Origin of the sequence: Bartonella sp. W8151 (assembly GCF_016100385.1) — a bacterium.
GTDB lineage: Bacteria > Pseudomonadota > Alphaproteobacteria > Rhizobiales > Rhizobiaceae > Bartonella > Bartonella apis.
Map to the genome: position 1 here is coordinate 402721 of NZ_JACFSO010000004.1, position 23054 is coordinate 425774.

The following is a 23054-nucleotide window of genomic DNA, read 5'->3' on the forward strand; positions in this document are numbered from 1 at the left end:
GAAATCTTGAGCGATTTTCTTGGCCCATCGATGCGTGCATTAGGCTTTCTCACGCGTTTACCTGTAAAAAGTCATTGGTTTTCGCCCGAGCATTCAATTTCTAGCGAGGCACATTATTTTCCGATTGCCGGTTTGTTTATCGGTCTTCTATCCGGATTGTGTCTGGCACTTGCCCACTTTATCGGCTTGAATATATGGGTCTCAGCGGTTTTCTGCGTTCTCTTTACAACAATGCTCACCGGTGCACTTCATGAAGATGGATTGGCAGATGTAGCCGACGCCTTTTTTGTCGCGAAATCGAAAGAAGATCGCCTGGCGATTATGAAAGACTCGCGTAACGGTACCTATGGTACATTGGCTTTGACTTTCGCCGTACTTTCAAAAATAGCGCTTGTCGGTTCAATCGAGATAAATCTTGGCCTCTATGGTGCAATCATCGCTTTAATGGTGTGTGAAGCGGTAAGCCGTGGCGGCATGGTATGGTTCTGGACAAGGCTTCCACTCGCACGCAAAAACGGTACAGCCGCCGCCGCGGGTGAACCATCAATCGAGGTTGGGCGCAAATCATTGATTGTTTCGGGTGTCATTCTGCTGATTACAGGCCTTTGCTTTTTCTGCTTCAGCTGGATAATAATTTCCATTGTCGCTTCATTCTTGTTTATTTACGTCTTTACACTGGAGTGTGAGAAACGCATTGGCGGCTATACCGGCGATACTTTAGGCGCTGTCGAGCAGTGCCTGACAATTATATTATTGGCAATAACAAGCCTTGTCGGTTAACTGTTGCTATCCCTGATTGACTGGAGAGCAAGCACCATGAAACCATTCTGGCTTATTATCTCTACCGCCGCTTTAATTATCATTTTGCTGCTTGCATTTAGCGATAGTGCTCCCAATGCAACAACCGACAAGATTGCCAATCTCGGTTATTATGGAATATGGGGACTAGCAGCAACCTCTGCTTTGTTGGGATCAAAGATAAAGTTGGCCGATGCTGCACGAAATATTGCAATATGGTGCGTTATTATATTCGCCCTCATGTGTGGCTATAGTCTGCGTTACGAAATACAGGATCTCGCATATCGTGTAACTGGCGGCATTATTCCAGGAAGTCCTGTTACGCGCTACAGTGAAAACGGCAAAACCGTTAGCCTCGAACGTTCCGCAAATGGACATTTTCTAACAAGCGCAGCTGTTAACGGTAAGACATTGAGCCTCACGATCGACACGGGTGCTTCTGCTGTTGTTCTAACCTATGACGATGCAATTGCTGCAAATATTGATGTTGGAAGATTAGGATTTAATATACCGGTCGAGACTGCAAATGGCAGTACGAATGCCGCGCCTATTATAATTGATAATCTCAAAATAGGTGATATCGAACGCAGCAATGTACGAGCGCTAGTTAGCCGTCCCGGTGACCTTTCAGGAAGTTTATTGGGCATGAGCTTTCTTGATCGCCTTACCGGTTACTCGGTGCGCGGAGACCGGCTCATTCTGGTCGATTGAACTGGCAGAACGGGTACATTTTTGCATTAAAAAAATGGAGCCTGAATGAAAATTCCACTTGATTAAACTATTCGATATACGAATAAGCTTCACGTAAAATGGATGACTGAGCATTTTCCCGATTGGCTTCGGTGGAAAGTGTCTGCCGCCATTTTCTGGCACCTTTACGGCCGGAAAATAGCCCTATCATATGGCGGGTGACGTTGGAAAGCTTGCCGCCATTCATGATATAGCGATCAATATATTCGCACATTGCCTCAATAACCGAACCGTCATCAAGCGGAGCCTGATCATCATGATAAATTTTCGCATCAACTTCGCGAAGAGATGAAGGATTTTGATAGACATAGCGCCCGACCATCACTCCATCGACATGTTCCAAATGGCCAGCTGCTTTATCTATTGTTTGAATACCACCGTTTATCCCGATGAAATGACTTTGATTTTTCAGCTTCAAATCATAAACGCGTTGATAATCAAGCGGCGGTACGTCACGATTTTCTTTTGGGCTCAAGCCTTGAAGCCATGCTTTTCGTGCATGAACCCACAATGCATCCGCGCCGCTTTGCCATGCTGCTGCACTCAAATTATCAAGAGCGACTTGAACATCCTGCTCGTCAACGCCAATGCGACATTTTACAGTAACCGGAATTGAAACAGCCCGTTTCATTTTTTCAACGATTTTTCCAACAAGATCGGGCTCCAACATAAGGCACGCACCAAACGCACCCGATTGCACGCGATCCGAAGGGCAACCGACGTTGAGATTGATTTCATCATAACCGAAACCGGCGCCGATTTTCGCGGCTTCTGCGAGCTTATCGGGCGAAGATCCGCCTAATTGTAAAGCCACTGGATGTTCGCATTCGTCAAACTTCAAAAGCCGCTCTCTGTCACCGAAAATTGCGGCATCCGCAACCACCATTTCCGTATAAAGCAGAGAGTGTTTTGTCAGCAAACGGTGAAAATAGCGGCAATGCCGATCGGTCCAATCAAGCATCGGCGCAACCGCAAATTTCGGCTTTTCTGCCCTTTCGTAAATTGACATATTTCAGGATATTCCTGTTTTTTCCGTGGAAAAATTCCTTAGCGCAACCACTTATCAAGCCGCACTAACGCCTCGTCTATTGCTTTCGGTGCACCCGCGTAAGAAAAGCGCATCGTGCGTTTTCCCTCCAATGTATCGAAATCTATACCCGGCGTTGTAGCCACATTGGTTTCTTCAAGCATTTTGCGGGCAAATTCTGTGCTATCATTGCTGAATTTGGAAATATCGCAATAGGCGTAAAAAGCGCCATCCATCGGTGCCAGCAACTTCAAACCCAACGCAGGCAGAGTTTTTGTCAAATGTTCACGATTAATGCGATAACTATCTTTTATTTTTTCAAGTTCGGATGTCGCATCGAAGGCGGAAATTGCAGCTATTTGTGAAAGTTCAGGTGCCGAAATATAGAGATTCTGAGATATCCGCTCGACCGACCTTACCGCATTTTCTGGCAACACCATCCAGCCAACACGCCATCCCGTCATACAGTAATATTTGGAAAACGAATTGATGACGGTGACGTCGTCACTAAAAGATAATGCCGTCACGTCTGGAGCCGAAAAATTTAGTCGATGATAAATTTCATCGGCAATCACTGTAATATTATGGACGTGGCAGAATTCGATAATATTTTTCAACTCTTCCGGTTTGAGTGACGCACCGGTCGGATTACTCGGAGAGGCAAACAAAATACCTTTCAGTGGCGCACTTGATTGTGTTTCTTCAAGCATTTTTAAATCAGGAAGACCGCTTCCACCGGTATCAATCTCTACAACCTCAAGTCCAAGTGCCTTCATGATATGGCGATAGGCCGGATAGCCTGGACGCGTTATTGCAACCCTGTCACCCACGTCGAAAAATGCTAAAAAGGCGAGATTGAATGCCGCTGATGATCCGGTCGTAACAGCAACACGTTCCGGAGATACTGACAGTTTATGATGTTCTTCATAATAGGCAGCTATTTTTTCACGCAAAGCCGTCAAGCCGAGCGAATCGGTATAGCCGATATGGCCATCTTTCAGTGCCCGGCCGGCTGCCTCTAATACCAGCGCCGGACAGGGCGCGGCCGGTTGACCGATTGCCATCGAAATAACCGGTTCACCCGCCTTCATTTTTTTATTGGCCGCCGCTAGCACGTCCATTGCAAAAAAAGGATCGACATTACTCCTTCTTGATAGACAAATCATGCTGGTCTCCACATAAAAAAACATATAAGTTCGAACAAAGTGCCGTAGAAAAGCCTGAAAGGCGTGGCTAGAACATTAAAGACATCGTATCTATGCTCTGAGCACTCAGGGGATTATCTATGAAAATAGAGTTGCAGACTTCAAGACAAAAAGTCTTTTCATTTACAAAACGATCGATAGTTTTCTTTCTTCACTTCGGCTTGGCTATGTTATTGGTGTTTGCACCATCTATCGGTGTTGCGCAAGCCCAATCTCAATCGGTACCGATCATCCGCGACGCTGAAATCGAACAATTGCTTTATGATTACACAACGCCGATTTTCAAAGCCGCCGGCATACGCAACAAAATACAAATCATCGTCGTAAATGATCAAAGCTTCAATGCTTTTGTCGACGGGCAGCGTATGTTTGTCAATATAGGTGCATTGATGCAGGCAGAGACACCAAATGAACTTATCGGTGTCATTGCCCACGAAACGGGTCACTTGGCAAATGGTCACCAACAACGTTTGCGCGAACAGATCAAACGTGCGCAAACAATGGCTGTTATCGGTATGCTGCTTGGTATCGGCGCCGGTGTAGCCGGTGCATCAACTGGCAACACATCTGCTGCCGGTGCGGGCGGTGGTATTGCTGCCGGTAGTAGCGAAATGGCTATGCGCACATTGCTTAACTATCAACGCAGCGAAGAAGCTGCTGCCGATAGAGCCGCTGTCAACTATCTGAATGCAACCGGTCAGTCTACAAAAGGAATGCTTGTTACTTTCGAACGTTTTTCCAATGCACTCGCCCTCTCGGGAACGAAGGTTGACCCTTATAGAGTTAGCCACCCGCTTCCCCGCGAACGTATTGCAGCCTTGGAAACACTTGCAAAACAGAGCCCCTATTATGACAAAAAGGATTCCCCCGAATTACAGTTACGTCATGACATGGTACGGGCAAAGATAGCAGCCTATACTGATCACTTCACCGAGTTGCGCCGTATGTTTAAAGATAATCCGCGGGGACTTCCGGCGCGTTATGGAGAAGCTATATTGGCTGTTCAAAGTGGTTCACCAAAAGTAGCTGTCGAGAAAGTCAAAGATCTTATAAAAGATGAACCCAAAAATCCGTATTTTCAGGAACTGTTGGGGGACGCATTGATAAAGGCTAACGACCCTGCAGGAGCGGCGAGCGCTTACAAACGTTCCGCTGAAATCGACCCGCGTGGTTCTAGCCTTCTTAAGGTGAGCTATGGACATGCACTGCTTTTAACAAATGATCCTAAAAATGTCCCGACTGCGATAACCGAAATACGCAATGGTATCGCCAAGGAACCGGAATTTGCCGCCGGATATGGATATCTTGCACTTGCCTATGGCAGAAGCGGACAGGTTGCACTTGCCGACCTTGCAACTGCCGACATGCATTATTACAGCGGAAACCGGATGCAAGCCCGCATTTTTGCAACCCGCGCCAAGCAAAAACTAACACCCGGTTCAGCCGAGTGGTTGCGTGCACAAGATATTCTCAATACAACGCAACAAAAGAAATGATATCTACAGAAAGCCTCACGATGAAAATTTTTAAACCGTTTTTTAATAAAAATCATTCCATTTGCGCAGGCGCAATGGGGGCGATACTGTTGCTATTTCCGTTAAGTGAAACCGGTTTTGCTGCCTCTGGCAACGACACTACGCAAGCAGCCGAAATCAAAAGTGAGCTTCTCAATGATCAAAGTTTCATCAAAGCGGTGGGCGAAGCTTTAAACAAACAATCGTTGGACGATCATATCCGTGAAGTGGTCAAAGATTATCTCGTTAAAAATCCTGAAGTCATGATTGAAGTTCAGGAGGCACTCGATAAAAAGCAAGCTCAAAAAGTAGCCGAAAACCAGACATCGACCATAGCGGCAATGAAAGACGAGATTTTTACCTCTCCAAACGATGCTGTTATTGGTAATCCCAAAGGCAAAGTATCGCTCGTTGAATTTTTTGATTATAATTGCGGCTATTGTAAAAAGTCCTACCCTGACATTCAGGCACTTTTAAAAAACAATCCGGATTTGCGAATTGTGCTTAAGGATTTTCCAATATTAGGACCCGATTCGGTAAAAGCACATATCGTTGCACGTGCGTTTTTAAAGTTAATGCCAATGAAATACCCTGCCTTTCACGCCGAAATGTTGACGAGCGAAGGTCGTGCGAATGAAGAAAAAGCAATGAAAGTTGCTGTAAAACTTGGCGCCGATGAACAAAAACTGCGTGAGGCCATGAATGATCAAAAGCTTCAGCAAGCTTTTGTAGAAAATGGTCAAATTGCTTATGCTCTCAATATCAACGGCACTCCGTCTTATATTTTGGGTAACGAAGTTCTGGTCGGCGCAGTGGGTGAAAATATTTTGAAGCAAAAAATCGGACTTCTTGATAAATAGATTATATTGATTGTCTCGATCACTTCAAACTTTTATCAAAGCTCTGCCAAGGTCAGGGAATTTGCACTTTCGCTTTTTCCCCAACATGCTTATAAGCGTTTTTGAGTTTTGAACTGTAATTAAAAATGTTACAGTTGAACCAATCGGATTTTTAAAGCCGTCTTTGGTTTTGCCATAGGATGGTTGTTGATCGAGCTTGAAAAGTTCCGATCCTGAATATTAGAACGGTCATGAAGATCGAGGAGTAAAAGAAAGAGATGGCTACAAAAACAACAAGTACCGTCAAAAACACAGGTGTCAATAAAGATCTCATCCGCGATCTCGCCGAAATACTCAATGATACAAACCTTTCGGATATTGAAGTCGAACAAGGGGATTTACGTATCCGCGTTTCCCGCCAGTTAAGTGGCGGCGTACCGGTGCAAACAACCTATGCACCTGCCGCTCCGGCAGCTGCTCCTGCTCCAGCCGAACCCAAAAAAGAAGATTTGACGAAAAACGCAGTTACCTCCCCCATGGTTGGTACTGCCTATCTCGCACCGGCTCCGGGAGCGCGCCCGTTCGTCGAAGTCGGACAACAGGTTTCCGAGGGGCAAACTCTTATAATTATTGAAGCAATGAAAACAATGAACCAGATATCTTCGCCGCGTGCAGGAACGGTCAAAGCTATTTTGGTTGAAGATGCGCAACCGGTTGAATTTGGTGAGCCACTGGTCGTTGTTGAATAAGACAGGATAACTAAATGTTTCAGAAAATCCTGATCGCCAATCGTGGTGAAATCGCACTCAGGGTTCTGCGTGCTTGTAAAGAGCTTGGTATTAAAACCGTAGCTGTCCACTCGACAGCCGATGCCGATGCCATGCATGTAAGACTGGCCGACGAGAGTGTTTGTATCGGACCTCCCCCCTCACGCGATTCATATCTCAATATCCAGCAAATAGTTGCTGCTTGCGAGATTACGGGTGCAGATGCTATTCATCCTGGCTATGGGTTTCTTTCGGAAAACGCCAAATTTGCTGAAATTCTGGAAGCTCATTCGATTACTTTTATTGGCCCGACTGCCGCTCATATTCGTATTATGGGCGATAAAATCGAAGCCAAGAAAACAGCTAAACGTTTAGGCATTCCCGTGGTTCCCGGTTCCGAAGGCGGTGTTACAGATGATGACGAAGCTTATAAGGTTGCTGATAAAATCGGCTATCCTGTTATCATCAAAGCTTCTGCCGGCGGTGGCGGACGCGGTATGAAAGTAGCGCGCTCTCCAAAAGAGCTTTCAATTGCTCTTAGTACCGCGCGTAGCGAAGCTGCTGCTGCGTTCGGTGATGACGCTGTCTATATTGAAAAATATCTTGAGAAACCGCGTCACATCGAAGTTCAGGTTATGGGTGATGGCGCCGGAAATGCAATTCATCTCGGTGAACGGGATTGCTCTTTGCAAAGACGTAACCAGAAGGTTTGGGAAGAAGCCAATTCCACAGTGTTGGACGAACAAGCACGGCAGAAAATCGGCATGATTGTTGCCAACGCCTGTGCCGAATTAGGTTATCGCGGCGCCGGAACGATTGAATTCCTTTATGAAAACGGCGAATTCTATTTCATTGAAATGAATACCCGCCTTCAGGTTGAACATCCAGTAACTGAAGCCGTAACCGGCATCGACCTTGTTCACGAACAAATTCAGGTTGCAGCCGGCGAAGGTCTTTCGGCAAAACAAAGTGATATCCACTTTTCAGGCCATGCGATTGAATGTCGTATCAATGCCGAGGATCCGGTCAACTTCACCCCTTCCCCCGGATTGATTACCCATTTCCATACACCGGGTGGCCTGGGTGTGCGCGTTGATTCAGGCGTTTATTCCGGTTATCGGATACCGCCTTATTACGACAGCCTGATCGGCAAACTAATTGTTCATGGAAGAACGCGGCTTGAATGCATGATGCGGTTGCGGCGCGCTCTTGACGAGTTCGTTGTCGACGGTATCAAAACGACCCTCCCGCTTTTCCGTGATCTTATTGGCAATGAAGATATAGCCAAAGGAAATTATGACATCCACTGGCTGGAAAAATATCTTGCCGATAAAGCAGCATCGAATAGCTGATAGCTTTGTCTCAAAAAGAAAAAGATAAATTAACCCCTGCGCTACTACTGAGCGCATATGCGCAGGGAATTTTTCCTATGTCGGATGATGCAGAAGATCCTGACATTTATTGGATACGTCCCGAACGGCGTGGAATTATTCCTTTGGACAATTTTCACATTCCGAAAAGTCTGAAGAAAACCATGAAGAAAAAGCCGTTCAACATCGTTATTGATTCCGATTTCGAAGGCGTTATTTCCGGCTGCGCCGAATCAAAGCCTGGACGCGAAACAACCTGGATCAATCACCCCATTCGTAAAGCTTACGGAGAGTTATTCGACCTCGGTTTTTGCCATACTGTTGAAGCTTGGCAAAACGAAAAGCTTGTCGGCGGTTTATATGGTTTGGCTCTGGGGCAAGCCTTTTTCGGAGAAAGCATGTTCTCTCGCGTTACTGATGCTTCCAAGATATGTCTTGTGGCGCTTGTAGAACATTTAAAAAGCCATAACTTCATTCTTCTTGATACACAATTTACAACACCACATCTTGAGCATTTCGGCGCGATAGAAATTACGAGACAAGATTATGAAATGCGCCTGAAAAAAGCCCTATCCGGCCGCGCCGAGTTTTAAAATCTTTTTATTACCCCACAAATTGCTCGCTAACGATTCTCTGTCGAGATTTACGACAACATAAAACGTTGTCTCCATCGACGCCTTGATCTATTGTTTGGGGAAATTAAATGACGTTTCTTTTGAGATAATATATTCAATAATTTTTTGATTTTGCTGAACAAATCAATGGTGCCCCCAGAGAGACTCGAACTCCCGACCCCCTGATTACAAATCAGGTGCTCTACCAACTGAGCTATAAGGGCGCCGCATTGCAACTAGCATAAACTTTACCAAAGGCAAACAGAAAAATTGCCAAAACAACAATCTTTTTTATGTTACAAAATTTTTTAGAAAACACATATGATTTCAGCATTCATGATTATCAATTCTCTTGTCTGTAGACCTTCGTTGCTGCAGAAAAAATACGTCTCCCCTTACGGAATAGCAGATTTCTCAAATAAGTTTCTAACCCTCGAATATCGTTTATTAATAGGACTAAATCCCTTTTAATCTTTTAAGCCTTGCTGCCATAAATGCAAACCGATTGTGGTCATACAGGTTTGCCGCGTAATATTGTCCCTCCCCCGAAAGGAGATCACAATACAAAAGTGTTCTGACGCCGTTATAGCGTTCTACGAAGTCCGGCCTGTCGAGGTTCTCAATGAAGACACCTACCATGTCCATTACGTACAGGTATATATCAACACTGAGCGCGTCCATTTTGCTATAATTAAACTCGCGTATAAGCGGTTGAACGGTTATTCCTCGCCAATCTTTCGGGACTATATCACCTCAATTGCCAGACTTACCGGAATTTAGTCAGCCATTTAGCTTATTAACTAACAGGTTATCACCTCCGTTATATGGCTGCTGATTTCTATCTGTTGGTTCTCGTCTAATTTCCAACATGCGTATCACGAAAGTAATTTCCACCTTAAAATATCAATCTCGCGATACTGCATTTTTCCCGCTGGAGCAGATTGAGTGTGTTTGGCTAAACTCCGGTGTTGGCACGAGCCGTAATCCAACATGATTGAAGCGCATGATAAAGCGGATGAATGCGAGCGAGACCTGCAGCCGATAGATATAGTGTCCGCTTTTGCCGATACGACAACCGTGGAGTGACGCAAAAGGCCGCAACCACCGAGTGATGTTAAGTACCTTTCCTTACAATCTAACCTCGGCACTAACGTCAATATGCTTGCCAAAGTTGCTAAAAATATCATTTGGACTTACGCAAATCGGAAGCAAATCGGGAACATATCGAGACGATTCGCTTACAAAGCAAAGCAATTATTGGCGCTTAAAAAACCGTTGTTGAGGCTCAAGCAATTTTCGATGGTGTCACATGGATATCGAGATAAATCCATTTTGAATAAAAGTTTTTGATAACCCCTATTTTTTCGGAGAACATCTGTTATAAGTCCCCCCACAAGACGAAAAAGGGGATGTGTTTTGTACGTAAAAGATATCTTGAAAAGAGAAAATAATAATTTTGATCTCTTGAGAATAATCGCTGCATTATTAGTTATTTATGGACATTCAAATGTATTTGTTACGAAGAAGACTCATGATTTTTTAAATCATTATATCTTTTATGATTATTCTGGCGGGGTTGCAGTAAAGGTATTCTTCTTTTTAAGTGGACTTTTTGTTACAAACAGTATTCTAGTAAAACGAAATCCTTTCGGGTTTGCTATCTCACGAATATTTCGTATTTTCCCTGCGTTAATTTTTGTTGTATTTTTAACTACATTCTTAATTGGAGCAATATTTACAAATTTGTCATTAGGAGAATACTACTTTAATCAAGAGACTTACTCATACTTTTATAAAAATGTTCTATTATTTTTGTCATATAGTTTGCCCGGTGTTTTTTCGAGCAATTTAAGCGCTGGTGTCAATGGGTCTTTATGGAGTCTACCTTATGAATTTTATTCATACGCATTATTACTTTGCTTATTTGTCTTCGGTATTTTTAAAAATCGTAAATTGGCAACATTAATAGGAATCGGAATTATTATTGATGCGTTTATGGGTAATAAGTTCATATTTACATGGATCCAACCTAACGACATCGATAGACAATTCTTATGCTTAAGTTTTGTATTCGGTTGTCTATTAGCTTTATGGAAAGATAAAGTGAAAATAAATATAGAACTTATTTTGGCTTCGTTCATCATATGTTATTTATTCAGGAATACTTCACTTACGCCTTACCTAATGTATATTTCAATTTTTTTAACATTAACATACTTGTTTACAAGAAATTTTATTGTTCATTTGAAACCTCGATATGATTTGTCATATGGCGTTTACCTATGGGGTTGGGTTATCCAGCAAATTTGGGTTTCTTTAATGCCAGGTCTGAGTTCATTAAAATTGACTGTACTTTCCTCTTTTTCCAGTATTTTAGTTGGTTACCTTTCTTGGAAGATAGTTGAAAAACCGTTTATTAATTACGGGAAAAAACTTAGTAAGGTATTTGATAATAAAGAGAACAAAACTTTGTTATGATTGCTGAAGATTTAAGAGATAAGCTATTTTTAAAACTTCGCTTAGGCGAAGTTTTTTATACATAAAGGAAAGATGGGAGAATACACACTTGATCGATACGTGAATAGTAACAAAAACATGGATTGAGCTGGTGTATTGCGCAATAAAATGGCTTATATCTTTGCTATAACTTATCGTAAGACATCCAAACATCATGAATCCTATGAATGAACGGGATCGCAATACATATTTTCGTTCAAAAGAATATTACCTAGTAAAAGTTATGAATTGTGATCCTCTTCATTCAATTGCATAGTAAGAATCAAAGTGTCATAAAAGTCAGTACAAATGGATAAAGATAAATTAATTGACGTTAAGCAAACGTTTGCTCTCTGGTGTGCATTAACTGCAGCTCGATCTTCTCCGAAATGTCGATTTTCAAATGACGAAGGAATCGATATTGCTCGTAACAGTTCTCTTTTATGCTATAGGACTTTAGATAAACTGCTTAAGCGGATAGCACTACCGGCAAGTGAATTTTCACCAAGTAAATGCCACCCAAATAAATTTGACCCGAATAATTTTCCCCTGAATCGATTTGATGATCTTCACGCAGATATACGAAAAGAACTAATTAAAGCCGCTAAAGAAAAAATAACAAACAAAAAAATGAAATTCACGCATGGTGTAGCTGCAAAATTTATAAACGTTTATTTTAAGGCTATGTTCCTCAATGATGTTTCAGATGGTTGCTCAGACCAGCAGAAAATAATAAACGCTTTCCATCCACCAATAGACAGGGTCTTATTGAAAACTTTAGCCAAGAAAAAAGTTGGCGACCTTGAAAAATTTTGGCGGGAAAAAGCAAATAAAGGATGGTCCAATTTTTCATCTGACGATTATGAAGATGTTATACGACATATAAAATATGTAACCAAAGGTCGTTTATGGAAAATTGAAGAGTATTGGAAAATAGATGACAAAGATGACAAAGACGACAATAATCCAAAACAGCGTTGTTTATAAAACATAAATGCAAAACGATGTTTCATAATGGAACATCTCAATTATGCTTTTTCCCCTCGTGTCCTGATGACTTTATGTTTTAACTTTAGTGTAAAGCCGTATGTTAAATATTTTTATCGGTTTTTTGTATTTTAAGAATATTGATCAATTGAATCGACACGACCACAGTGGGCGATACAACTGCAAAGTTGACGGTAGTAACTAATGCTTTCAAAGTTATTATACGCAAAATAGATCACCTATGCTTTAGTTTTTGTTGATTGTTCAATCGGAACGACCGACGTCAAACTTCGAACAAAAGATCATACAATCCATAGTCAGGATTGGCCATCTCTATTGATAAAAAACTACCACGCTCAAATAACAACTAATGGGGCAAAACGCCCACACAACCACGACCAAGAAAGTCAACCTGCCCTGCAATACGCTGTAACGGAGACGTCAAAAAGTGGACCATTTATTTCCTGTATAATTTAAATACTGTGAAACAACCAACATAGAAGTTCGCGTCTTCAAGATAACAAAAGAGGCAAATATCTTTTCGAATAACTTTTAAAATCAAGAAGCATCAAATTTAAAATTGAATTAGAACCCAAGATCCAATGTAAAGCAGCCAATTCGATGACGTCAAATAAACTATCGTTGCTGTTTCATCACTTAACCCTTCTCGTATGCCAATTCATTATCTGTGCCAGTTCGAGAGTTAGCTGCCTAAAACAAAATAGATTGGATGCTGCAATGGAGTTCCGTTATATTTTTGTCCTTCATTGTCTATTGCGTAAGGAATAGCACACGTATCAAAATGATGGAATTTTTCTTTTTCGTTTGCAAAATAGCAACAAGGAACGTCGTAACTAAATTGATCGCTAGTCTCAAGTTTGGCGGGCAATCTAGCAGCATCATTCTCATAATCGACAGGTTTTGACAGCTTAGGCTCAACGGACGGATCATATTTCAAGCCTATTTCTTTAATAGTGATGGGTCTTAGTGATTTATTAACAACGGTTATGGTCGCAATATTTGCTTCAACATAAGATGACTGTATAAAATTAGCTTCAATATAGAGTTCTTTTTTATCTCGTTTCCTCATATGCCCAAAATTAAGGCTCGAAAGGACTGCACCATAAATGGCTAGAACCGTCGTTATTACACCCACTATATTATCCCAAAGCCAAGCCATTATTCACTCCTCAAATGGTTAACCACCTTAGATTGTAATCGTTATGTTGAAACGTCTATCCGAACAAGAATAGCTCGAACAATTAATTCAGCAATATGAGCCTCTTGGAAGGCATTTCTGGAAGCCATTGAGACAATATTTGATGCGGTGATTGAAGAGATCACTGAACGCTTACAAAAAGCCAATGTTACAGGTGAGGTGAATGCAATACCAGTCTATAACACGGCGTTTAATCCGATAGCAGAATCCATTAGAGCAACATTCAATGCCGGTGGAATAGCAGCTTTATCAAAATTACTATGGCTTAAAAGCCCTTCCGGACATAAGGTTGTGGTTCGGATTTGATGCGAAAAACACACGACTGAATAAGTATGAAGTCTCACGGTTAAAGCTTCGTGGCGACACAGTTGACAGAACCGAAGAATCGTAAAGCTTGCATGATCCACCGCAAGACGTATTGGAACAGTCACTCGACAATATATTCTATATTGATCAGAATGTTCAACGGCAATGAAAAATATCCGGTAATCGTGCAAATGATTGTCGTGTCGCTATGAATGGACAGATTATAAAACGGCAACAGATGCCATTCATTACGCAAGATGGATATAAGATGGAAATATCCATACGATCGTAGCTCTGGAGTACCGGAGAACGGAACAATAACTTATCAATGCATCCAAGCGGTTCGGCCCGATTATAACAAAGCTATAGACAAGGGTTACGTACTGTATTTGGATTCGCACTACTTTTATTGCCTTTGACATCGTTGCCAACTCTACTCAGTGCATTTGTTATGCAACATTCCTTTAACGCTCAGATAGAACAATAACTTTGGAAATCTTAAGCTTCAAATGCTAACAACATTTCGAGACTGTGAGGGCAATATACATGTATAGCGGATGATAGGCGTTATTTATGTACTAGCCCAACGGTTAAGCTTAAGCCCTCCGCCCCTTTGAGATCAAATAACGTTCCGTCTAGAAGTGCAACAAGGAACAGACAGCATATAGATACCCAGCCACTAACCACTGCAGCCTCAAAAATCGGGCAAACAATCTATGCATCATACACGGCAGCAACTGCACTTCCTAACGCATTGGTTCGCCAAACGCTTGGACGCTTTCAAAAGAGCTGTTCTATTTTTCAGTCAATTTCCACGGTGCGGCTTCATTATGTTGCCAAATACCACTCTTGTTTGATTGTGCCTGTTTTTCTGAAACGCCGTAAAAACCATTGGAATATTTCGGCCAATCAACGGCATAGCCGTTACGTACCATCCAGCTTGCAATGTCATCTCCCGTCGAGGTATAGCAAATCGCAATCGTATTGCCTGAATTATCATTGCCCCGAGGTTCGCAGCGCACAGGTTGCAATTCTGTCAACCATTGCGAAAGTGCATATGCGGCTTCTTTTCCACAATCATAACCGGCATCCTGACCATTTTTACATGTCTGGTTAAGTTCCGGAGCATCTACTCCCCACAATTTTATACGTTGATTTTGAATTTCGAGTGTTTCCCCATCAATAACTTGGATAGCTCCGATAATTGCAGTACGGCTTTCAGCCAAGGCAGGCAATGACAAAATACACAACAGAAATGAAATAAAAAAGCGCATCGTTTACACCATACTATCGTTCGAGAGCTGTCGGAGTTTAAACATTTCTCGCATTATTTCAAAGAACAAATTCGCGCCAAAATAGATTCCATAACGCAACATTATTTTGTCTTGAGAAAACGCTATGCATACATGCACGAAAATTCCATTGCACCGCGGCATTCAACCGAGTCGTCGTCCCTTTAAGCCAGAGACAGGCTTTTTTCGATTTATTCCCAAGAAAAACATTCGGAAAGAAGATTGAGGTTTTCAACGTTTTCCAAATACCTCTATTTTCCACACGAAACGCAGCAAAAATTCACATTAAGATTTTACATATAAAAATGGCCCAACATCTATCATGAATTGGGCCATTGGATTCAGGAATAGAAAATCAAGCTTTAATAAACAATTGCAAAATGGATTGAACCGATTGCACCGGCAAAAATTTGTTTACCATCTTGAGCCACCTGTTGAACAGCTTTCTGGTCAATAGCATTGCGATCCCACATTGTACCGCCAATGCTTCCCTGCTTCCAGTCAACCGGTTTACCGAGAAGATTTTCAGAATCCTCCTGGTTATAGATCTTTGCCGTATCATTTTGCAGTGCTTTGAACAAAGCATCATCGCCATTTGGAAGACCACCAAGCTGGGCAGTGGATTTGACAAGATCTTTCAGTTTGTCGTCACTGATTTCAGGCGGCGTAAATACCTGAAAACTGCCAGTCGGAACACCCTCGAACCCGGCATATTTAGCCGCATCGGCGTCCTTCAAAGTGCCGGTAAAATATTGCGGATTGGTCATGTTCGTATTGACTTGCTGACTGATAATGCCGGATGCATTAATCCCCTTTTCAACAAGTTCCTGTATACGTGACAAAGCATCGGAAATACGTGGCGACATTACATTACGATCATCGACACGCACGGTTTGTGTGGCGTTGTTCTGCGATTGGACAATTTCTTGTATGTTCTGGGCTGCACGTAGTCCCGGAACATCAAAACCATGATTGACCAAATTCATATCAGTTGATGTGATCGATACCATTTTCGCCTCCGATATAATGCCAGACTTTTGGCACTATTCTCTGTGAACAATATAGTTCAATTAGCGTCCGGATGCAAATAATGCAGCGCAAGCAAGCTTGCTATTTAGAGTTAATAGTCGCGTTGAATAGAAAATTCATCATTTTTCCGGCAATTTTACAAAAACAATTCTGATTGAACAGCTTTGATCTACAATTATTCCGGTTTTCAGCGGTAGTGAACTGCTCGAAAATGACTGGCAATGAAATAAAACCATTGGCAACCGAATGGACATCATCCACTTTGCTTTTGAGACCGGCCGTCATTTTTAGACCTTTCCTATAGGTTGCTGTTGCCCGAGCGTGAAACGACTGATATCCGTTTTAGCAACAGACAATGATTGCAATGGTAATTCCATTTCTCCGGTCCAACTATTTTAGGACATAAACAACAATCCCGACGAGCTCACACAGATTCTGCTGTCTTCAATTTTACTTTGCTTTTCCGATCGATTGTTTTGGGCTAGAGTCTAAACTAGAGTGTAAACTAGAGTGTAAAAAAGTCTTGATACTGCTGCCGCTAAGACCAGAAAAATCTCAACAGTGCGAGGAAATTTTCGATGAAACTTTACTATTATGACCATTGCCCGTTTTGTACCCGCGCCAAAATGGTGGCCGGATATAAACGTGTTCCTGTCGAATATGTTGTTTTGCTTAACGATGATTCCGACACATGCATGCGGCTCGTTCACAAGAAACAGGTGCCGATTTTGGAATTCGACGATGGGACTGCTATGGTTGAAAGCCTCGATATTGCCCATAAGTTCGATGAAATCGGTCAAAAAAATCAGGTTATATCACCAGCAAGCGACCATCAGAAAGTAGTAACCGACGAGCTTTCGGCGATATCAGCCGATATCAATGCATTGCTTTATCCGCGAAATGTAAAAGCGTCACTTCCGGAATTTGCTACAAAATCGGCCATTGAATATTTTCAGGGCAAAAAAGAAAAATCACTTGGCAAATCATTCGATCAGGCAATGAGCGAAACTGCCGATCACAAAAAGAAGGTTGAAGACAAACTGGTTACCTTATCTTTCCATCCCGATAATAAAAATCAGCGCCTGAGCTGGGATGATGTTATGATATTTCCGACATTGCGCAATTTGACAATTGTGAAAGATATCAAAATGCCACAGCAGCTCCAGGATTATGTCAAACATATTTCTGCTCTGACCGGCATACAGCTTTATTACGATCGCGCTTTATAAACTTTTTTAATTTACGACAAATGCAAATTTTACCTTATATCGCGCCTATCGGCTTGTTGTTGTTATCAAATGTTTTCATGACCTTTGCCTGGTATGGGCATTTGAAATTCACCAACAAGCCATTAATGATCGTCATCATTGCAAGTTGGGGAATTGCATTTTTTGAATATTGCCTTGCAGTTCCCGCAAACCGGTTGGGGCACACGGTATATAGCGCGGCCCAGCTCAAAACGATTCAGGAAGTGATCACGCTTCTGATATTTTCCGGTTTTTCCGTTCTTTATCTTGGCGAAAAACTGACGATAAACCATTTTGTCGGCTTTGCGCTTATTGTAAGCGGCGCCTACTTCATCTTCAAAGGTCCGTTATAATCTCGGTTTAGGGCTTTCCAGTTCGTGTTTGCGAATGTTATAACGGCAAAAATATTAAAACTACGGAAGAGGAATATCATATGGCAAAGATCAAGGTCGCAAATCCGGTCGTCGAACTCGACGGCGATGAGATGACACGCATTATTTGGCAATATATCAAGGAAAAATTGATCCATCCCTATCTCGATGTAGATCTGAAATATTATGATCTTTCGATAGAAAATCGTGATGCGACCAACGATCAGGTAACAACCGACGCTGCAAATGCTATCAAGAAATATGGCGTTGGCGTTAAATGCGCGACAATCACGCCGGATGAAGCACGCGTCAAAGAATTCAATCTGAAAAAAATGTGGAAGTCACCGAACGGTACAATCCGTAACATTCTTGGTGGCGTTATCTTCCGTGAACCTATTATTTGTAAAAATGTTCCTCGACTTGTCCCACACTGGACAAAACCGATCATTATCGGCCGTCATGCTTTTGGTGACCAATATAAAGCAACAGATTTCAAATTTCCCGGCAAAGGCAAACTGACGATCAAATTTGTCGGTGAAGACGGAACAGTTATCGAGCATGATGTCTATGATGCACCGGGTGCCGGTGTTGCATTGGCCATGTATAATCTTGATGCATCAATCCGAGATTTTGCCCGTGCGTCGTTCAATTATGGCTTGCAGCGCAAAGTTCCGGTTTATCTTTCCACAAAGAATACCATTTTGAAGGCTTATGACGGCCGTTTCAAAGATATCTTTCAGGAAGTTTTCGATAAGGAATTCAAATCCGAATTCGATAAATATAATCTCACTTACGAGCACCGTCTGATCGACGATATGGTTGCTTCATCACTTAAATGGTCCGGCGGATATGTCTGGGCTTGTAAGAATTATGACGGTGATGTCCAATCCGACACAGTGGCTCAGGGTTTCGGCTCTTTGGGACTCATGACATCGGTTCTCATGACACCGGATGGCAAAACGGTTGAAGCCGAGGCAGCACATGGAACAGTAACCCGCCACTATCGCCAATACCAGCGCGGCGAAGAGACATCGACCAACTCGATCGCTTCGATCTTCGCTTGGACTCGCGGTTTGGCTCACCGTGCAAAGCTCGACAACAATGACCAGTTGAAGCACTTTGCAGATACACTTGAAAAAGTATGTGTCGATACGGTTGAATCCGGTTTTATGACCAAGGATCTTGCCCTGCTTATCGGTCCAAACCAGAAATGGCTTTCAACAACAGGTTTTCTTGACAAGATTGCGGAAAATCTTGCCAAAGCACTTGCTTGAACATTTCAATTTTGAAAAGCAAAAAGCCCCGTTTTACACGGGGCTTTTTGCTATTGGGCGGAACAAAAAACGTCGATCAAAGTTTCGTTTCTTGGCTCCATGGTCTTATGAGGTTATTTAGAAGACCGACACTGATTCTTAAAAAAATATAGGGATGACAATGAATGAACAAGGCTGGTCAACACTTCTTTCAGGTAGAAATGGTGTCCGCTCTATAACACTTGCAGGCGGGGTTGCTCTGCATGCGGTCAATGTCTATATTGTTGTCACTATTCTCCCCTCTCTTGTTGCCGATATTCACGGTGAACAATATTATTCGTGGGCAGCAACAATTTTTGTGACAGCATCGCTTATCGGTGCATCGCTCGCAGCAAAATTGCTAGCCCGTTTCGGCCCCAAAACAGCTTATGTCCTTTCGGCACTCCTGTTTGCTGCGGGTACACTTATCTGTAGTGTTGCTCCAACTATGGCGGCGTTCCTGTTTGGTCGGCTCATTCAAGGTTTCGGCGGCGGATTTTTATTGTCACTGTCCTATTCCATGGTCAGAATTGTATTCGACCCTGCCTTATGGCCACGTGCCATGGGGCTCATTTCCGGCATGTGGGGCATTTCAACATTACTTGGCCCCGCTATTGGCGGCATTTTTGCCGAATACAGCACTTGGCGTGCTTCATTCTGGACGGTTGGTATTCTGGCACTTTTATTTTCCGGCGTTGCACTTAAAGTTTTGCCTGCCTCCGCAAAACTTAAGAATGCTTCGGAACGGCTTCCTGTTATCCAACTTGCTGTTTTGACCGTTATGGTTCTTGCCATTTCCGCAAGCAGTGCGGTTGCCGACAACAACATTAAAATTGCCGGTATTATTATCGGTGCTATCCTACTTTTTGTTCTTGGGATTATCGATAATCATTCTGAAAACAAAATGCTTCCCGAAGGTTCATTTTCGATTCAGTCGATATTCTTGCCGCTTTACGGCCTGATGGTTATTATTTCTGTCGCCGTAAACGGTGCGGAACTTTATCTGCCCCTGTTTCTTCAGGAACTTCACGGGCGTGGGCCACTTGTTGCAGGCTATATTGCCGCGCTTATGAGCATCGGCTGGACCTGCGGTTCACTGCCAAGTGCCGGAGCCTCTCCGAAAATTGTGCGCAAAATCATCATTCTCGCACCCGTGATTGATATGCTCGGAATGGCAACATTGTTTTATTTCATCCCCTCTGAAATGAAATCATCGGGATTTCTGATTTCGATTTGTATTGCGCTTTTCCTGATAGGGGTCGGAGCTGGAACGTCATGGCCGCATTTGCTTACCCGCGTATTACAATGTGCTTCCGATAAAGATGCCACGCGTGCCAGTGCATCTCTTACAACAATCCAATTGTTTTCAACAGCTCTAAGCGCGGCACTTGCGGGAAGCATTACCAATCTTGCCGGATTATTTGATCCAGGTGGTGTCAGCGGTATGATTGCGGCTTCCAAAGTGCTGTTTATCTTTCTGCTTATTATATTGCTACTTGCTATACCGCTCGCCTTTATTATTTCGCGCGATATGTTCAACCGTCCCGATGGAAAACATTCAAACAACCAAAGCAATCAGAAACAGCACCAGAATAATTGAAAATAGCACATCTATCGAACGCTTGAAGAGCCGGATGGCACGGTAAATATCGGCGGGACCGGCCATTTTCCCGCTTTCATTCTGGAAAGGTTCGTCAACAGCTTCCCCTGAATAAATTCTTGGCCCCAAAAGCTTGATATCAAGGGCGCCTGCAAAGGCGCATTCGGGAAAACCGGCATTGGGCGAATGATGGTGACGTGCATCTTTTCTCACCACGTCAACCGCCTTTTCAGCAACTTTCCGATTGATAAAAAGTCCGGATGTCAGGATAACGATAAACGCTGTCACTCTTGCCGGTATAAAATTGACAACATCGTCAAGTCGTGCCGAAGCCCAGCCGAAATCCTTGAAGCGCTCATTCTTATAGCCGATCATCGAGTCGGCCGTGTTCACCAATTTATAACAAAAAAGGCCGGGAAGACCGAGGATGATATACCAGAATACGGGTGCCACAACGCCATCAGAGCTATTTTCTGCGAGGCTTTCGATTGCTGCACGACAAACCGCACTTTCATCGAGATTTTTTGTTTCCCGCCCGACTATGAGCGAAACAGCATTTCTCGCTTCGATAAGCGAACCTTGTTTGAAGGCTTTTTCCACTTTACCAACGTGATCGACAAGGCTTTTTTGCGCAATGAAGATGGAGGCAACCAGCGCTTCAATAATTATTCCTGCAAACCCCAGTTGGAGCAAAAGCAGATGAATAACAAGGCCAATAATAAAGGTTGCCAACAACAAGATAAGAAGCGCACTGATGCCGTACCATTTCCGGCGGCGGGGAGACATCGACTTTCTGTTAAATCGTGTTTCAAACCACTTTATCCCTGCCCCGAATGCCGCTACCGGATGAGGAACCTTGCGCCATATCCAGTCGGGGTCACCGATTAACCGATCAATCAGGAGCGCCAATAAAAGGACAAAACAAAGACGCCCCACCGGTATCACACCTGTTTTGATGCTTTAGCCTGATCATGCTTATCGACGTACCACGATGCTGCAAAGATCAACACGCCGCAAAAGGTAAGGCATCCGCCCAAAATCGCCGTATCCTGATAACCGAAACCTAGCCGCAAGATTTCTGCACCCGATTCAGCACCCAAAGCATTGGCAACATTATAGGCCGATTGCATCAGTGCTCCGGCAAGTGTCTGGGCATTGGCTGCGACATCCATCACTCGTGCCTGGACTGACGGCATACTGGCAAATGATGTACCGATGAGAAAACAGCCGATCGCAGCCGTAATGCCGGAATGACAGAGGAAGAAAAACAGAAAGAATGTAATTGTGCTCCACAGCATTGCATAAAATATCATCTTCATCGGACCAATTTTTACCGCTATTTTTGGTCCGAAGATGTTGCCTGTTACCATACCAAGACCGATAAGCGGCATGATAAACGGCACCCAGCCGATAGAAACACCGGAAACGACAGTCAAAGTCGATTTGATGTAGCTGAAGACAGCAAAGAGGCCGGCTGTGCCAATGGCTACCATTGCCAGCATGAACCAGACCTGCTTTTCTTTTAAAGCGCTAAGCTCGGTAAGGGGACTTGTCCCCAATGCGGTCGGCAAACTGGGTAGAAAGAAAAACACCAAAATAGCACAAAGCGCACCGATGCTGCCGACCAGCACAAAAGCCATTTGCCATCCAAGTTGCTGACCGAGCCAGGTTGCAAAAGGTGCGCCGACAACTGTCGCAATTGTCAACCCCAACATCACCGCCCCGATCGCCTTGGGGCGATTTTTCATCTCCACCATGGAAGAAGCGGCAATAGAGGCAACACCGAAATAGATGCCATGCGGCAAACCGCTCATAAATCGCAAGCCGACCAGCGCGTGAAAGCTCGTCACACAGGCACTGGCAATATTGGCAAAGGCATAAAACAGCATCAAAGCAATCAGAACATATTTCCGTGGAAATTTTGCAGTTGCTACAGCCAGAACCGGTGCACCGACAACAACCCCCATCGCATAGGCTGAAATATACTGACCCGCAGTCGGTATATCGACTCCCGAACTTTTGGCCATTTCCGGTTGCAACCCCATTGAAACAAATTCTGATGTACCAATTGCAAAGGCACCGACAGCAAGAGCAAGTATGCTGATACGGCGTGTTCTTGCGTTAACTGCGGAAGCAACATTGAGCTTATCAATTTCATATTTCATAATTAACGGACGAATCCCTTAATGCGATTGTTTCAAATATCCGGTTTGCCATTTCACATCACATTGGTGCAAGAAAATATCTTCCAAATTCAATGTGTTCACGGCAGTTTGTTTCCAGCATCATTGCCTCTCCTCATCTTCTGATAAAAAGTCGCAATGACAGAGT

20 protein-coding genes and 1 tRNA gene are annotated in these 23054 nt (G+C 43.2%); 13 read left to right on the forward strand and 8 right to left on the reverse strand.

Annotation, left to right across the window (positions count from 1 at the left end):
• Window positions 1-6 precede the first annotated feature (6 nt).
• Both cobS and H3V14_RS09695 read left to right on the forward strand, forming a co-directional pair.
• On the forward strand, window positions 7-780 hold the full coding sequence (gene cobS, locus H3V14_RS09690; RefSeq protein WP_246785140.1) for an adenosylcobinamide-GDP ribazoletransferase: 774 nt from the start codon (window positions 7-9) through the stop codon (window positions 778-780).
• 36 nt (window positions 781-816) lie between these two features.
• Window positions 817-1509: a TIGR02281 family clan AA aspartic protease gene (locus H3V14_RS09695; RefSeq protein WP_075870548.1), complete on the forward strand. Its 693-nt coding sequence runs from the start codon at window positions 817-819 to the stop codon at window positions 1507-1509.
• Between the two features lie 67 nt (window positions 1510-1576).
• Here H3V14_RS09695 and dusA read toward each other — a convergent pair whose 3' ends face one another.
• Both dusA and H3V14_RS09705 read right to left on the reverse strand, forming a co-directional pair.
• Window positions 1577-2557: a tRNA dihydrouridine(20/20a) synthase DusA gene (gene dusA, locus H3V14_RS09700; RefSeq protein WP_198228247.1), complete on the reverse strand. Its 981-nt coding sequence runs from the start codon at window positions 2555-2557 to the stop codon at window positions 1577-1579.
• Between the two features lie 38 nt (window positions 2558-2595).
• Window positions 2596-3741 carry a pyridoxal phosphate-dependent aminotransferase gene (locus H3V14_RS09705; RefSeq protein ID WP_198228249.1) on the reverse strand — a complete coding sequence of 382 codons (1146 nt, stop codon included), beginning with the start codon at window positions 3739-3741 and terminating at the stop codon, window positions 2596-2598.
• 119 nt (window positions 3742-3860) lie between these two features.
• Between H3V14_RS09705 and H3V14_RS09710 the strand changes: the two genes are divergently transcribed.
• The 5 genes from H3V14_RS09710 to aat all read left to right on the forward strand — a co-directional run bounded on the left by H3V14_RS09710 (window position 3861) and on the right by aat (window position 8863).
• The gene (locus tag H3V14_RS09710; protein WP_083639846.1) at window positions 3861-5276 is read left to right on the forward strand and encodes a M48 family metalloprotease; all 1416 of its coding nucleotides are present in this window, start codon (window positions 3861-3863) and stop codon (window positions 5274-5276) included.
• 20 nt (window positions 5277-5296) lie between these two features.
• Entirely contained in the window at window positions 5297-6154 is an 858-nt protein-coding gene (locus tag H3V14_RS09715; protein WP_198228259.1) for a DsbA family protein, read from the forward strand.
• A gap of 257 nt (window positions 6155-6411) precedes the next feature.
• On the forward strand, window positions 6412-6882 hold the full coding sequence (accB, locus tag H3V14_RS09720) for an acetyl-CoA carboxylase biotin carboxyl carrier protein (protein ID WP_198212519.1): 471 nt from the start codon (window positions 6412-6414) through the stop codon (window positions 6880-6882).
• Window positions 6883-6896: 14 nt separating this feature from the next.
• Window positions 6897-8252, forward strand: coding sequence for an acetyl-CoA carboxylase biotin carboxylase subunit (accC, locus tag H3V14_RS09725; RefSeq protein ID WP_198212517.1), 1356 nt, complete (start codon window positions 6897-6899; stop codon window positions 8250-8252).
• The gene (aat, locus tag H3V14_RS09730) at window positions 8249-8863 is read left to right on the forward strand and encodes a leucyl/phenylalanyl-tRNA--protein transferase (protein ID WP_371809467.1); all 615 of its coding nucleotides are present in this window, start codon (window positions 8249-8251) and stop codon (window positions 8861-8863) included. The genes accC and aat overlap by 4 nt, the downstream gene beginning before the upstream one ends.
• A 169-nt stretch (window positions 8864-9032) precedes the next feature.
• Here the strand turns inward: aat and H3V14_RS09735 are convergent.
• Window positions 9033-9108 (reverse strand) — tRNA-Thr (locus H3V14_RS09735).
• Between the two features lie 1192 nt (window positions 9109-10300).
• Here H3V14_RS09735 and H3V14_RS09740 point away from each other — a divergent pair.
• Both H3V14_RS09740 and H3V14_RS09745 read left to right on the forward strand, forming a co-directional pair.
• Window positions 10301-11362 (forward strand): acyltransferase, encoded by a 1062-nt coding sequence (locus tag H3V14_RS09740; RefSeq protein WP_198228263.1) that lies wholly within the window; start codon window positions 10301-10303, stop codon window positions 11360-11362.
• A gap of 327 nt (window positions 11363-11689) precedes the next feature.
• Window positions 11690-12367, forward strand: a complete 678-nt coding sequence (locus H3V14_RS09745; RefSeq protein ID WP_198228265.1) for a hypothetical protein — start codon at window positions 11690-11692, stop codon at window positions 12365-12367.
• A 703-nt stretch (window positions 12368-13070) separates the two neighbouring features.
• Here H3V14_RS09745 and H3V14_RS09750 read toward each other — a convergent pair.
• From H3V14_RS09750 to H3V14_RS09760, 3 genes are all read right to left on the reverse strand, one after another.
• A complete protein-coding gene (locus tag H3V14_RS09750; RefSeq protein WP_198228267.1) occupies window positions 13071-13547 on the reverse strand; it encodes a hypothetical protein in 477 nt (158 codons plus the stop codon).
• A gap of 1139 nt (window positions 13548-14686) precedes the next feature.
• The gene (locus H3V14_RS09755; RefSeq protein WP_198228268.1) at window positions 14687-15166 is read right to left on the reverse strand and encodes a thermonuclease family protein; all 480 of its coding nucleotides are present in this window, start codon (window positions 15164-15166) and stop codon (window positions 14687-14689) included.
• A gap of 380 nt (window positions 15167-15546) precedes the next feature.
• Window positions 15547-16194, reverse strand: a complete 648-nt coding sequence (locus H3V14_RS09760) for a hypothetical protein (RefSeq protein ID WP_198228270.1) — start codon at window positions 16192-16194, stop codon at window positions 15547-15549.
• A 597-nt stretch (window positions 16195-16791) separates the two neighbouring features.
• Between H3V14_RS09760 and grxB the strand changes: the two genes are divergently transcribed.
• From grxB to H3V14_RS09780, 4 genes are all read left to right on the forward strand, one after another.
• On the forward strand, window positions 16792-17442 hold the full coding sequence (grxB, locus tag H3V14_RS09765; protein ID WP_198228272.1) for a glutaredoxin 2: 651 nt from the start codon (window positions 16792-16794) through the stop codon (window positions 17440-17442).
• A gap of 20 nt (window positions 17443-17462) precedes the next feature.
• Window positions 17463-17813: a DMT family protein gene (locus H3V14_RS09770; RefSeq protein ID WP_198228274.1), complete on the forward strand. Its 351-nt coding sequence runs from the start codon at window positions 17463-17465 to the stop codon at window positions 17811-17813.
• An 80-nt stretch (window positions 17814-17893) separates the two neighbouring features.
• Window positions 17894-19105 carry an NADP-dependent isocitrate dehydrogenase gene (locus H3V14_RS09775; RefSeq protein WP_198228276.1) on the forward strand — a complete coding sequence of 404 codons (1212 nt, stop codon included), beginning with the start codon at window positions 17894-17896 and terminating at the stop codon, window positions 19103-19105.
• A gap of 160 nt (window positions 19106-19265) precedes the next feature.
• Window positions 19266-20723 carry an MFS transporter gene (locus tag H3V14_RS09780; RefSeq protein WP_198228278.1) on the forward strand — a complete coding sequence of 486 codons (1458 nt, stop codon included), beginning with the start codon at window positions 19266-19268 and terminating at the stop codon, window positions 20721-20723.
• On the opposite strand, the gene cbiB is transcribed toward H3V14_RS09780, so the two are convergent.
• Together cbiB and H3V14_RS09790 are read right to left on the reverse strand one after the other, a co-directional pair.
• Window positions 20682-21659, reverse strand: a complete 978-nt coding sequence (cbiB, locus tag H3V14_RS09785; protein WP_198228280.1) for an adenosylcobinamide-phosphate synthase CbiB — start codon at window positions 21657-21659, stop codon at window positions 20682-20684. The genes H3V14_RS09780 and cbiB overlap by 42 nt on opposite strands.
• Window positions 21660-21664: 5 nt before the next feature.
• On the reverse strand, window positions 21665-22888 hold the full coding sequence (locus H3V14_RS09790) for an MFS transporter (protein WP_198228282.1): 1224 nt from the start codon (window positions 22886-22888) through the stop codon (window positions 21665-21667).
• Window positions 22889-23054: the final 166 nt, after the last annotated feature.